Annotated in this window: 9 protein-coding genes; 6 read left to right on the top strand and 3 right to left on the bottom strand. The window is 53.4% G+C overall.

The features are described 5' to 3' along the window. Positions 1 to 96: 96 nt before the first annotated feature. The 5 genes from H6G89_RS16950 to H6G89_RS16930 are packed head-to-tail and all read left to right on the top strand — an operon-like array spanning position 97 to position 4023. The gene (locus H6G89_RS16950; RefSeq protein WP_190508420.1) at positions 97 to 438 is read left to right on the top strand and encodes a carbon dioxide-concentrating mechanism protein CcmK; all 342 of its coding nucleotides are present in this window, start codon (positions 97 to 99) and stop codon (positions 436 to 438) included. Positions 439 to 444: 6 nt separating this feature from the next. Continuing rightward, entirely contained in the window at positions 445 to 747 is a 303-nt protein-coding gene (locus H6G89_RS16945) for a EutN/CcmL family microcompartment protein (RefSeq protein ID WP_190508418.1), read from the top strand. 54 nt (positions 748 to 801) lie between these two features. Beyond that, positions 802 to 2487, top strand: a complete 1686-nt coding sequence (locus H6G89_RS16940; protein WP_190508416.1) for a ribulose bisphosphate carboxylase small subunit — start codon at positions 802 to 804, stop codon at positions 2485 to 2487. Positions 2488 to 2520: 33 nt separating this feature from the next. Further along, positions 2521 to 3192 (top strand): transferase, encoded by a 672-nt coding sequence (locus H6G89_RS16935; RefSeq protein WP_190508414.1) that lies wholly within the window; start codon positions 2521 to 2523, stop codon positions 3190 to 3192. Between the two features lie 18 nt (positions 3193 to 3210). Beyond that, positions 3211 to 4023: a BMC domain-containing protein gene (locus H6G89_RS16930; protein ID WP_190508412.1), complete on the top strand. Its 813-nt coding sequence runs from the start codon at positions 3211 to 3213 to the stop codon at positions 4021 to 4023. A gap of 644 nt (positions 4024 to 4667) precedes the next feature. Here H6G89_RS16930 and H6G89_RS16925 read toward each other — a convergent pair. After that, positions 4668 to 7433, bottom strand: a complete 2766-nt coding sequence (locus tag H6G89_RS16925; RefSeq protein ID WP_242059983.1) for a CHAT domain-containing protein — start codon at positions 7431 to 7433, stop codon at positions 4668 to 4670. On the opposite strand from H6G89_RS16925, the gene H6G89_RS16920 reads away from it, so the two are divergent. After that, positions 7422 to 7730 carry a hypothetical protein gene (locus tag H6G89_RS16920; RefSeq protein WP_190508536.1) on the top strand — a complete coding sequence of 103 codons (309 nt, stop codon included), beginning with the start codon at positions 7422 to 7424 and terminating at the stop codon, positions 7728 to 7730. The two genes, H6G89_RS16925 and H6G89_RS16920, sit on opposite strands and share 12 nt — an antisense overlap. Positions 7731 to 7808: 78 nt before the next feature. On the opposite strand, the gene H6G89_RS16915 is transcribed toward H6G89_RS16920, so the two are convergent. Together H6G89_RS16915 and H6G89_RS16910 are read right to left on the bottom strand one after the other, a co-directional pair. Further along, complete coding sequence (locus tag H6G89_RS16915) at positions 7809 to 9545, bottom strand: ShlB/FhaC/HecB family hemolysin secretion/activation protein (RefSeq protein ID WP_190508410.1); 1737 nt, start codon at positions 9543 to 9545, stop codon at positions 7809 to 7811. 191 nt (positions 9546 to 9736) lie between these two features. Further along, positions 9737 to 13816: a two-partner secretion domain-containing protein gene (locus H6G89_RS16910; protein WP_190508408.1), complete on the bottom strand. Its 4080-nt coding sequence runs from the start codon at positions 13814 to 13816 to the stop codon at positions 9737 to 9739. Positions 13817 to 13894 lie beyond the last annotated feature (78 nt).

Below are 13894 nucleotides of genomic sequence, written 5' to 3'. Positions count from 1 at the left end.
TAGGGTGACGGTTTAAGAGTAACGGTTTAGCGAGTGCTAAACCAATGCTGATTTGATTGTCAAAACTGTTTATCGATATTGGAAGGGAGAACTCAAATGGCAATTGCAGTTGGAATGGTAGAAACGCTAGGTTTCCCTGCTGTTGTAGAAGCAGCAGACGCGATGGTTAAGGCAGCTCGCGTTACCCTCGTTGGATATGAAAAGATTGGTAGCGGTCGCGTTACTGTCATCGTTCGGGGCGATGTCTCTGAAGTGCAAGCGTCTGTTGCCGCAGGGATTGAAAACGTGAAGCGAGTCAATGGTGGACAGGTGTTGTCAACCCACATCATCGCTCGCCCCCACGAAAACCTGGAGTATGTTCTCCCTATTCGTTACACCGAAGCCGTTGAAGCGTTCCGCGAGAGCGTCAGTGGTATCCGCCCGATTAGCCGCTCCTAAGATCTGATGCAAATTGCCAGAGTATGCGGCACAGTAGTCAGTACCCAAAAGGAACCAACCCTCAGAGGGGTTAAGTTCCTGTTGGTACAACTGCTCAATGAGGAGGGACAACCTCTACCAGAATATGAGGTTGCTGCTGATACGGTCGGGGCAGGGATTGACGAGTGGGTATTGGTGAGCCGAGGTAGTGCTGCTCGCCAAACCCCCGGTGGTGAAAGTCGTCCTCTTGATGCCCTCGTAATTGGCATTATCGATACGGTCAGTTTCGATAATCACCTCCTCTACCGAAAGCGGGATCAAGATCGCTAAGGCGATATGGTTTGAGGTTGCCATATCGCATGTCCAGCCAGGAGAAACAAATTTATGGTAGTCCGTGGCTCGGCTGCTCCACCGACCCAATTGAGGAGTTCAGTGCAGCCGAAAGCAAATGACTCCGCCTATACACAACCCCCTGCAGATGCCTCTGGGAAAGTCTCCCATGGGACCGTTCTTCAGGGAAATGTTCATGTAGGTGCGAATGTATCTATTGCCCCTGGAAGTTTTGTGCAGGATGACCAGGGCGGTCCGTTTTATGTTGGCGATGGCAGCAGTATCCAAGATGGGGCTGTGATTCACGGCTTAGAGCAAGGTCGTGTTTTGGGAGATGATCAAAAACCCTATTCCGTATGGATTGGGGACAGTGTATCAATCACCCATATGGCTTTGATTCATGGTCCGGCTTACATTGGCGACAACTGTTTTATTGGCTTTCGCTCCACCGTTTTTAATGCGCGGGTGGGTCAAGGAAGCATTGTGATGATGCATGTGCTGATTCAGGATGTGGAGATTCCACCTGGCAAGTTTGTGCCTTCCGGTTCCGTCATTACAACGCAGCAGCAAGCCGATCGCCTGCCCGACGTTCAGTCCGTCGATCTTAAATTCGCCAGTCAATTGGCTGGTGCAACCGATAGGTTACGGGGCTATCAGCCCACTGAGCAGGTTGTCTCTTCTCCATCTGCCACTCGTAAGACGGGCAATGCTAATGAAACCTCTAGTTCCGATCGTTATAGCCAGGATGCCAATCAAATGCAAAACTCACATTTAGATTCAGAAGTCGTTCAACAGGTACGTCAACTGCTTGCTAGCGGATATCGAATTGGGACGGAGCATGCCGACGCACGACGGTTTCAAACCAGTTCGTGGAAGAGCTGCACTCCGATCGCCTCGACCCGTGACTCCGAAGTACTCAATGCATTAGAAGCTTGTCTGAACGAGCACAGCGGTGAGTATGTTCGTTTGTTTGGGATTGACACCAAGTCGAAGCGGCGCGTCTCAGAGTTGATTGTGCAACGACCCGGTGGTAACTCATCGAACGGGAAGTCGCCTTCTCCATCCACTTATACCTCTCCCAGCGTCAAATCTAGCTCCAGTCACTCTTCTGGTGGCGGACAAGCTAACGGTGATGTTGCGGCTCAGATCCGTCAGTTCCTCGCGCAGGGCTATCGCATTGGCATGGAACACGCGGATGCACGCCGTTTCCAAACCAGTTCTTGGCAGAGTTGCCCGCCTATCACCTCTAGCCGTGACTCTGATGCGATCGCCGCTCTAGAGCGGTGTATGGCGGAGCACGCAGGCGAATATGTGCGCGTATTTGGCATTGACACCAAATCCAAGCGACGGGTGGGAGAAATGATCGTTCAACGTCCTAACGGACGGGTCATTGCAGAACCGAGCAGTTCCCCCAGCAGCACAAGCAGCAGCTATAGCTCTAATGCTCAGTCCAGCCCTGTGGCTTCCTCTGGCAATGCTCGATTGAGCCCAGAGGTGGTATCTCAAGTTCGCCAATTGTTGAGCCAGGGTTATCGCATTGGCATGGAACACGCAGATAATCGACGGTTCCAGACTAGTTCCTGGACAAGTTGCGGTGCAATCAATAGCACGCGCGACTCAGATGTATTTGCCGCTTTGGAATCTTGCATGGCGGATCACAAAGGCGAATATGTCCGGCTCATTGGCATTGATACAAAATCAAAACGCCGCGTGAGCGAGGTCATTGTTCAACGTCCGTAGATATTGGGGTACCCCCATCGCTAACTCCGAGCAATGCTATTGCCGCAACCGCAATTGATGAGCGAGCTACACTTCTCGATTCGGGGAGATGTGACCGTTCATCCGAGCGCAGCGATCGCCCCTGGTGTGCTGCTTCAGGCTGATCCAGGCGCCCGTCTGATGATTGCGGCGGGAGTCTCCATTGGGGCGGGTTCCATTTTGCATGCCTACGAAGGGGATTTGACGATCGAGGTCAATGCCTGTCTGGGCAGTGGTGTGCTGCTAGTCGGCAGTGGTAAGATTGGAGCAAATGCCTGTATTGGGTCAATGACCACCATTTTGAATGGTTGTGTCGAATCGGGACAGGTGATTCCTCCGGAGACGCTCATGGGCGATCGCAGCCGACAGCTGCCGTCGAGTGAATCTGAGTCGAGTGAATCTGAATCTGAGTTGGCAGTAGCCAGCTTGGATGAAGGTAACTCGAATGAGCATAGCTCTTTGGAAGAAACATCATCTGACCTCGTGGAACCGGAAGGGGAACCAGTGGACTCGTCTGAGCCTAATGGGGCACAGTCGCAACCAACCCAGCCCGATACAGCTGCCAAGCCTACGGTTTATGGATTAGACGCTTTCAACACATTGATGGCATCTCTTTTTCCCCATCGGCAATCTCTGAATCAGCCGTTGAACCAGACGACTTCTGCATTGAATCAAGCACCAGAGTGATGGGAAACGGAGAGCCTCATGGAACCTAACCAGACCACAACTCGGCAAAATTCAGGAGAAGGGCGATCGCATAGCCTCAGTGGTACTGCGATTGGCATGGTGTCTACACAAAGTTTTCCGGCGATCGTCGGTACGGCGGACACCATGCTCAAAGCGTCGGGGGTGACGTTAATTGGGTTTGAAAAAACGGGAAGCGGACATTGTACAGCGGTTGTACGAGGCAACATTGCAGATGTCCGCATTGCTGTTCAGGTGGGCGCAGAAACGGCTGAACAGTTTGGGCAGTTGGTTTCCCACACCATCATTCCGCGCCCCATGCCTAACTTAGAGGTTGTCTTACCGATCAGTAGCCGCATGGCTGAGATCGTTCAACAACAGGGATTTAGTAAACTCAGCAATCAGGCGATCGGGCTGTTAGAAACACGCGGCTTTCCGGCAATGGTTGGGGCGGCTGATGCCATGCTCAAAGCAGCCGATGTTAACCTGGCTGCCTATGAAATGATTGGGGATGGTCTGTGTACTGCCATTATCCGGGGTCGTGTCTCCGATGTCGCCGTGGCGATCGAGGCTGGGATGCACGAAGCAGAACGCATTGGCGAACTTCATGGCATTATCGTGATCCCTCGACCACTGGACGATCTGGAACTCTCGTTGCCGCTGGCTAGCTGCTGGATCGAACAACTCACCCCATTGCAGTTGCCACTCACCATCAAGGAAACGCAGAAAGAGTTGGTTGCTCACGAAGAAACAAAACAAGCCGAAAAGGCAGACTTAATCGAATTGCCTGATTTACGCGAGATTCAGAAATCTCCCAATGAGACGGTTGAGTAATCTGAAGTAATACCGCTTTAAATGGTTTCCACTGCAAATGCGGACGCTCGTAGGGGCGGGTTTAGCGGTTTGCTAACGGCAAACCCAAGAGTTTATCTACAAAACCTGCCCCTACCGACATCTGTCTTGATCACCATTTGATCTGGTATAAGAACACCACAGTTCGAGATTAGGATTTTGGCGGTTATATATAGCAGTACTCACTAAGGTTAAGACGGGGTGCAGGGGTGGAACCCCTGGCTGGGGGCGCAGCCCCCACACCCCCTTATGTCCTAATGCATATGCGTAGGGCTATAGTTTTGGTCAGAAAGCTTAAGGTAAAGGCAATGGCTCAAGCGGATGCTGGAAAAGCTTCCTGACTCGCCTCCGCTCCATCAAATGTAGCTACGGCTATAAAATCACTGCTATAGGAGCAAAACCGACCTGCGTCGGTTCGTCGAATCCTGCATCTTCCGGAGCCCACGTCAGCAGGCTTCGCTCTCATAGCTGCGAAGGCGTTGCTGAATGGGGATATGATTCTCAAAAACTGACACCGCTATACGGGCGTTTCGCGAAACGCGCCTACGAAATTCATAGATTGGATCAGCAACACCACCGCGAATTCATTCGCCAGGTGCTTAACCCGAATTGACGTTAATTCAACCTCACAGCCAATTTCCCAGGAGGACATAGGGTGCCCAATATCGGGGATGGCGGAACTGACTACTAGTCAGCAACGAAAGCTGTGCTTGACGGACTGCCTCGGCGCGGGTGATGTTACCACTGGTGAGTTGTTTATAAAACTCACTCATAAAGGCAGCACCCGATTCATCATCCAGGCTCCAGAGCGAGGCGAGGGTGCTCCGTGCTCCCGCTCGAACCGCCACTCCGGCTAATCCTAGAGCAGCACGGCGATCGCCCGTTGCCGTCTGACAGGCACTTAACACCAGAAGTTCGATCGCTTCGGGTCGATTGGTTCCCGTAGCACGTAACAGGCTGTTAAGTTCGTTCACGTTAATAGGCTTATCCCACGCCAGAATGAACGTCTGGTCTGCATTAGAGCTAAATTGCCCGTGAGTAGCAATATGTACCACCGGGAAGGGAGAGGCATTAATCGCATTTTGAAACGAGTTGGCTGTAAAGGTCTGGTTAAACAACACCTGACTGGGAATCTCAGTCTGGATTTGTTCGACCTCCGTCTCAACGTAATTTAAGGGTGAGAAGCCAAAGCGCGACTCGCTTAATCCCGCCACTAAAACTTGTAACTGTTCTGGGGGGAGGGGTCGAGGAGTAAAGAGTTGCAACCCTGGAGCCAACGCAATGCCATATTTCTGCACTAAATATTGCTGTCCATCAAACAAAGCTGCCATGGGAATGTTACGCAGTACCCCATCCAGCACAAATACGAGGGTATTGACCTGACTCTCCTGCAAGGTGCTCTCCATCGGGCGAATCAACCAGTTATACACCTGTTGTGCGGTGCCCTGTAGGGTGCGGAAACTGTAGGGAGCCGTGAGTTGTTGGCGCAGCGTATCGAGGGTGCGTTCGACCTGGGTTTGAGGAACCTCAGTAGTGTAGTGTTGCAAGTCCTGCTGCTGAGGCAATTTGACAATCACCTCCAGGCGATCGGGCAGAATGATGGGGTAAATGATAGCCGAGGGCAGATTGGCTTGATCCACCACCTGGTCAAGCTGAAATTGTGCGTCGAGGCACGCTTCCCGGAAGAAGTTGTCTAACTCAGCAATTTGCAACAGTTCCAGCGTGGAGCGAGCCTGGGTTAAATCATCCTGATTCGCCTTCGCATCGTTATTTCCTTTGAGGAGCAGATCGACCAGTTGCCGATAGACTGGCTCAACCCCCTCCCGGAATGAGAATTGCACATCGCGATTGATAGCTACCAGATCACTTCGCAGGGTTTGTAACGTATTCACCGCCTGCGTGTAAGCGGCGATCGCCCCTGCTCGATCGTCCTGTGCTTTGAGCAATCGCCCCAACTGCCACTGCCAGAGATAGGCAATATCAGAGGCATTGCTGGCTTGAGAAAGCAAGAGAGCTTTTTGGGTCAACTCCTGCGCGATCGCCCATTGCCGGGTCTGCTCATACAAACCGCCCAAACTGCCCAAAGCATACGCTTCCGCCCGTTCATCCCGGAGGTTGGTTGCCTGCTGACTGGCGATCGCTAACTGTTGTCCTGCTTGCGTCATCAATTCTGAATCCCTGGAGGAGCCTGTATCTTGATTCGCCAGTTTAATCAAGCTCTGAGAAAAGTTGATGCGGGCATAGATGGCAGTGCGGCTTGGCAAGAGACGGTTCAGTTGACGCTGTACGATGGGTGCCAGAGCACGCGCATCTGACCACTGCTGTCGTTCAATTAGCAAACTCAATTGATTGAGTTGACTTTGGGTCTGGGTTGCGATCGAGTTGGCAGTGGATGCCTGTTGATAAAACTCCAGCGCACTGGCGAAATCAGCTTGAGCCTCTTCATTTTGACGTTTGACCACATAGTCTGCTGCCTGCGCTCGTGCCGTATTACCCAGGCTCAAATAGGTTTCGGCGATCGCCTCGGTTAGCTGCAACTGTTGAGCGATCGTCAGGCTGCGCTGCAAAACCGTGCGCGATTGCTCCAAATCACCTGCCACGCGCAGCGCATCGCCCAAACTCCGTAGCGTTGCCACCTTCGTCAGTGAATCGGGTTGACTCTCCAGGGACTGCACCAGCCCTCCAAGCGTCGCGATCGCGCGTCGATACAAGCCCAACGCCTGTAACGCCTGCGCCTGGTTTAACGTACTTTGAGCTACTCCCACCGAGTCACCTACCTGAGCATATCGCTCAGCCGCTTGCTCCCAGGTGGCGAGTGCCTGTTCCGACTGTCCCTGTGCCAGTTGCAAACTGCCCTGAATGTCTAACACCTGTGCCAACACAAGCGGTTGATCCGGTTCCGCCGTTGCCCCATTCAAGCGGTCAAGACTGGTAGCGATCGCCTGGTTTGCCTCCGTCCAGGCTCCTAGTTGCTGATAGGACAGGGTCAGGTTGCTAAGGGCGATCGCCTCTCGCAGTACATCACCCTGTTGCCGATAAAGCTCTACCGCTTGCTGAAGAACGGTTGCAGCCTGTTGAAACTGCCCCGCTTCGTATAACTGCCGTCCCCGTGCTTCTAAATCCGCCGCAGAGGGTTGGACTTGCGCCACGATGCCTGAGGGGGCAGTTGTAGGTTCCGTTGCCGGGTTACTCTGCGTCGCAGTCACCGGAAGCGCAGTAACCCCAACAACAGCCAGTAGGGCAAAGAGGAAGAGAAAAACGGAAGTGTGAATCGGGCGTAGGAAAGAACGACGAAACCATGAGGACGGCAGAAAGTGCCTGATTCGCAGTCGTTGCATCAGGGTTGAGGCGAACCGAGCGACAAACTTCTGATTTTTGCGATGTTTAATCATGGTTTCCTTTTATCTGCTGGCGATCGCACAGATACCGGGTCAATGGTCAGGGGTCAATCGTCAATCGTCAATCGTCAATCGTCAATCGTCAATGGTTGGGAGTCAGGGGTCAATCGTCAATCGTTAATCGTCAATCGTCAATGGTTGGGAGTCAGGGGTCAAGGGTCAAGGGTTGGGAGTCAGGGGTCAATCGTCAATGGTCAATGGTTGGGAGTCAGGGGTCAAGGGTTGGGAGTCAGGGGTCAATCGTCAATCGTCAATGGTTGGGAGTCAGGGGTCAAGGGTGCTGAGAGTTGAGTGATGGAGTCATGGATTAATGCATGCTGGATTGCTAACAAGTTTTACTCCTTACTCCCCACTCTCTACTCCCCACTCTCAGAATGGAGAATAGGAGATCGAAAAGTAGATGCCATCTTCCTGCCAGGTGCGCCCACTAGAGTCTAAATCCACCAGTGGGATGCCCCAATCCAGACGGGCAGTGAGATTATCTCCTTGTCGCCACAGCAGCCCGACTCCTATGCCCAAAAGGGTATCGGTGGCGGGATCGTCAGCAGAATTGTTCCAGGCGGTGCCTGCATCGATAAAGGGAACCACCTGCAAAATGCCTTGCCACTCTGGTACTCGTAGCACTGGAATGCGAAGCTCCGCTGATGCCAGAATGCCGTTGTCGGTCAAGAGCGCATCCTGGCGATAACCCCGGACGCTCTCCTGTCCGCCCAAGCCAAACTGTTCTAAAGGAACCAGTTCGTCACCCGTCAATTGGACATCCGCTCGCACAAGCAGGAGTGTTTCGGGTGCCAACAGGCGCACCCACTGCCCTTGTCCACGCCAAGACAAAAACCGACTATCCGGGGCACCGTTGTTCACTGTTGAATCCAGCAGATCTAACCCCAGGCTGAATTGCGATCGCGCCGCTAAGACTTGCCGACTGCTGCGCTGTGTCCACTCCTGGAAGAAGCGCAAAGCGGTAATCCGGGTACGTCCCTCTTCATCGGCTCCGGGTGACAGGGGAAACGGCCCAATATCATCAATGCCCAACTCGGTCTGGCTCTCTTGCCGGGATGCCGTCAGACCGATCGCAAACTCCTCCGTTGGAGATTGCATCAACGGTTGTCGAAACGTGAGTTCCAGATAGCGAGACTCAGCTTCGATTTCTAGTTCGTCAAAAGGAGGTTCAATCACTTCACTGGAGGTCGTCCCTGCGCTAAGTCGTAGGGTGCCATTTCGGGCATTAATGGGGTAAGTGTAACTGCCATCAAACCCATTGCTGCCATCGGTATTGGTGTAACCGACGCTTAAGCCATCTCCCTGACCCAGCAGGTTTGCCTGAGTAAACTGCACCTGTCGCCGAAAGGTGCCGACGCTGGGCGATCGCCCATTATCCAGCGAAATCTCGCCGCTCACCGTATCCGCCTCGGTGACTCGCACTTGCAACACGCTCGTTCCGGGGCGCGCTCCTGCCTCTAAATCCGCAGACAGGTTTTGAATCAGCGGATCAAGTTGCAGGAGTTGCAACCCTTCCAATAGGCGATCGACATTGAGTGGGGCTTCCGCCGCAATTTCCAGGCGATCGCGCACATAGTCGGGGTCGAGGCGACGATTCCCAGTAATATTGATCTCTTCAACCGTGCCCTCAATCACCTGAATGGTCACCACGCCACCCGTCAGCGTTTGTGGAGGGATAAACGCTCCAGAGGTGACATAGCCATTCTCCGTGTAGAGTTGCGTTACCGCCGATCGCGCCTGGAGCAACTGGGCAAAGGAAACCTGCCCTACATAATCACGAGTTACTCGCTCAAAGTCTTCTGCCGTGAAAACGGTGCTGCCCTGGACGACATAGCCTGTTACGTTGATCGTCGCAGGCACCTCACCAGAAGGGGTTTCTGGAGTCGTTGGAGGTTGAGCCGGAGTCGGCAACAATTCCTCTGGGGGTGGCAAAACCGGGAGCGGTTCCACTTCTGGAGGTCGGTCTAATGAAGGAGGTTGAGCATCGCGGGGAATAAGATTAGGAGACGTTTGCGCCCGAACAGGATCGGACGTGAAATGGGTCAAAGCTGCCAGGGTCAGCAATGACGAGATCAAGCAGGAGGGGGCACTTTTTTTGAAACTCATCACACGGGCAAGGGGTGGGAATAAAACACTTTTACGGTTCAACTGCCTCCAACGGTTTAACAGAGGAGACAGAATCGCTACGAGAATTTACGCAAAAAGTAACACAATTCGCCAAGAAAATTTGAAATGGCGCACAAGTGTTCCATTTTTTTGGGTTGCTATGGCAATCGAGCCGATCGTCTGTCGGAAATCTACAAAGCAGGACACTGCCCCTCCGGTAAACCCGATGAGGCAGGAGTTACGGTTGCAGCCTGGGTGATTAACACAACTTGTCCATCTGGGGCGATCGCCCATCCTTGCGCTTCCGTAATCTCTGTAGGTGGTGACTCAGGTGAACTATGGGAATTGAGTGGGGGCGATCGCCTCTCTCCGTCCGACAAACTCACCCAATCGGCAATCACTGCCTCTCGCTGCAACGGTTGCTCTGGACGCAGGGGCACACCACCTCGCCCAGTAACCACAAACTCACTCTCGGCATCCGCGATCGGACTGCCTGCCGCACAGCCCTGAGCTATCAAGCGGGAGGCATCTGTCACATCTTCAGGCAACTCCAACAGCCCTTGTCCCGGCTCGATCCCAGGTGTGGTAATCACAATGTTGCCATCCAGACCAAACCGAGAACTGACGTTGATTTCACTAATGGGGTTACTGAGCGGTTCTATCGAAGCCGAATCGGTTTGAATCAGCCCCAGAATGCTTTGGGTCGTGATGTTGATGTTGCCGCCATTCCCGTTCCCTTCTGCATTGGCAATGATGTTGCTGTTTTCGTTGGGCACGGCAACAACATATCCACCAGCCGCCTCAATCTCAACGTTACCTCCATTACTATCGTTCAAGGCACGAGCCGAAATCTGGCTACTGTTTCGCAAGACCAGCAGATCTAATCCTCGCAGTTGAATGTTGGCCTGGTTGGCTCCTGCGGCTCCAGTCTCAGCAGCCATCGTGCCTTGGTCAAGCCGAATTTGTTCCGCTGCAATGGTGAGGTTGCCAGCTTGCCCTTGGGGACTGCTGACTGTCACTCGTGCCCCATTTGCAACTCTCAACCGTCCAGTCCGCACCCGTAAATTTCCGGCAACACCGTTACTCCCTGATGCAGCAACCGATAGCCCTCCATTTCCCCTGAGTTGAACGGTGTTAGCCGCATCAATCGTCAAGCTCCCCGCACGTCCCGTTTGCGTCGAAGCAGAGACGCGGCTGTTGGTCAGGGCTAGCTCGTCTAACCCCCGCAGGGTGATGTCGCCACCCACGCCAGAAATAGAGGATGCGAGAATTCCGGTGTCACTTCGATCGCCCGCTCGATTGTCGATGACTAACCGCCGAGCGTTGAGAGCGATTCCCCCTGCATTGCCCGTACCCCTGGCGATCGCCGACAACCGACTGCCATTCCTGATCTGCACCAGGTTCGTGGGTTCAATCAGGGTATTGGCTCTTACAGAAGGGGTATTGAGCGTCAGATCGCCTCCAACCCCATTCACAGTAGACGCCGAAATCCGGCTATTTCGGTTGAGCCGCAGGGAATTGGCGATTCGCAGTCGAATACTGCCTCCCGTGCCATTTTGCGTCTCTGCCAGTAGGGCAGCGCGGTTGTTAAGCAGAACATCATTGGCGGTGACCCGCAAGGTTCCAGCCGCCCCTGACCCGCTGCTATCTACCGCCACTTGTGCGCCATTTTCGACGATCAGTTGGTTCGTTCTGATGCTGAGATCCCCAGCGTCGCCGCCATTGGTGGCTTCAACCAGTAATCCGCCGTTACCCCTGAGGTAAACGCGATCGCGTGCGTTAATCGTCAGGCTACCTGCCTCACCCGTTTCCGTAGAAGCCGAGATGCGGCTATTGTTTAGCTGCAATGTCGTGACGTTGTTGAGGGCAATATTTCCCCCACTGCTAGAGGTCGTTGTGGCAGTAATTTGGCCACCGCTATCTAGGAGAATCACCGGAGCAGCGATCGCCAGGTTTCCGGCTCGCCCAGTTCCCTCACTGCCCACCGTAATTTCGCCCCCTGTCCGCAATTGAACCCGATCTGCTACAAGGTTGATATTTCCACCTGCCCCCGTTGTGGAAACCGTAGAGGCGAGTGCAACTGCCGATGCAGCAATTTGGGCTCCATTTTCAAGTTGTACGCTGTCAGCCCGCACCTCGATATTCCCTGCATCTCCACTGCCTCTGGTCGTACGGGCAAACAAACCACTCGTATCGCCATCTGTCACAGCCACAAGGTCAACCGATGAAATAATTCCTCGCTCCAGCCGATCCAGGGCTTCCCGGATTTTTTCGGCAAACAGTGGATCTCTTCCTGACATCGATACTCGACCAGAAACGTTCAGCGTAATGTTTCCAGCATCTCCACTACCCAGCGTGGTTGTTAAGATTTGCCCACCACTCGTTAAAGCCACCTGTTGAGCCTCAACTGTAATATTGCCCCCGGCTGACACGCCCTCCGTTCGAGCGGTAATGGCAGCCCCATCCGCAATACTGAGATTTCTAGCGTTGATTTCAATCCTGCCACCGCGTCCCGTTGCCCTCTCCAACGCAGCTGCCGAAATCCGCGTTCTAAATTGAGTCCTCACATCCAGTCCAGCCAGGGTCACGTCTTCAGAAAACCGGAGTATGATATTTCCCCCATCCCCTGCGGCGTTGGTGTTGGCTTCGATGAATCCCCCTTCGGTTAACGAGAGCGATCGCCCCTGAATCGACACGTTTCCGCCCGGACTCGTAATTCGAGTTGGATCATCCGGACTAGAAATATTGTTGCTGATTCGACCGGAGCGATTGAGATTGATCGTGTCTGCAACGACGCTGATATTGTTGGCAGCCCCTCGATCGGAGACATTGGAACTAATCCGACCTAAACTGACCTCCAAACGTCCGGTCGTGATGGCAATGCTTCCGGCTCTCCAGCCAATGCCAGAGGTGTCATCCTCGTTCGACTCGACATCGCTCTGAATCCGACCGCGATTGCCCAAAAAGGCACTTCCTCGGACTGTCACCTCTATATCGCCCCCATTTCCCAGACCTTGCGATCCGGCTAATAAACCCGACCCTCCACCTGTAGTTGAGCTGGGGTTATCAAAATTCAGATGCTCCACATCGATAATGATGTCGCCTGCATCACAAGAGACAGCAACACATCTAGCGTTTTCACTGGAGGTAATTGTCCGGATTTGAGAAGACATGCCAAAGAGCGTCAGCCTCTCAGCCGTCACAATAATGTCACCACTGCGACCAAGAGCCGTTCTGCCCAGTTGATTCAGGATTTGGTTGACTTGACCTCGACCCGGCCCATTGGGATTGTCTCTCGGAACACTCAGCAAAACCTCGCCTGTTGCGTCAATCACAATATTTCCTGCTCGGCTCGTCGGGGTTCCCTGATTGTTTCTAATGCCTGCTTGCAATGTGCTGGCATTAAGTAATTCGACCTGATTCGCGTAGATCGCTATGTCACCGCGATCGCTCCCCTGCACATTCACCGTTGAATTTCTCAAACTAACGTTGGCTCGTGCCACATCATCGGGAAACTGCTGTCGAATCGGACTACCCACCCCACCGGGTTGCAACCCAACTGTTGCCGCTTGTGCCAAGGCTCCCAATTCAATGCGCCCCCCTTGCGACTCCAACGTGGCTCGGTTAAAGGAAAGATTGCCTGCAATCAGCAGCAAACTCTGACCATTGGGGACTGATAAATTGATTCTTCCGGAATCGGTGCTGGTAACAATTGGGGCGATCGCCTGACCCGCCACCTGGTTAAACCGCAATGCTGATGGATCAATGGTCAACAGCGATAGATCTTCCCCAGGAGCAGGCAGCGCACTAAACTGACCCTGATTGCCAAACCAAATTTCATTTGCGGTCGTGGCAACAAATGAACCGCCCACCTCAAGCCGCGCCCCCCGACCGAAAATAATGCCATTGGGATTCATTAGGAATAGATTGGCAGTTCGGCTGTCAGTGCGGAGTAACCCCTCAATGCTGGATTGCCCGCCTGTCACTCGTGCCAGAATGTTGCGAATCGTGGCATCGCTTTCAAAAACAACAGACTGCCCAGACCCGATATTAAACTGCCTAAAACTGTGAAAGAGATTGGCTCCCGCTGTTCGTCCTACCGCTTGAGGAATTCTGTAGTCGGGTGCGGTCAGGGGGGTTGTGGCTCCCAAACTGCCATCTAAAGTGACTTGAGCCAGGGCATAGTCTCCCCAACTGATTACCACTCCAGCCACTGCCAATACGCCCATCATGCTCTGTTGCCAGAGACATATCCGTTGAGGCTGTTTCATAAGGAAAAACGCTCACTGATGCCCGTTGGTTGACTTGCATTGGATACCCAACTGACAGCGTTACTGAAGGCGATCGCC

Origin of the sequence: Oscillatoria sp. FACHB-1407 (assembly GCF_014697545.1) — a bacterium.
GTDB lineage: Bacteria > Cyanobacteriota > Cyanobacteriia > Elainellales > Elainellaceae > FACHB-1407.
This window is presented reverse-complemented; position numbering and strand designations above follow the sequence as displayed.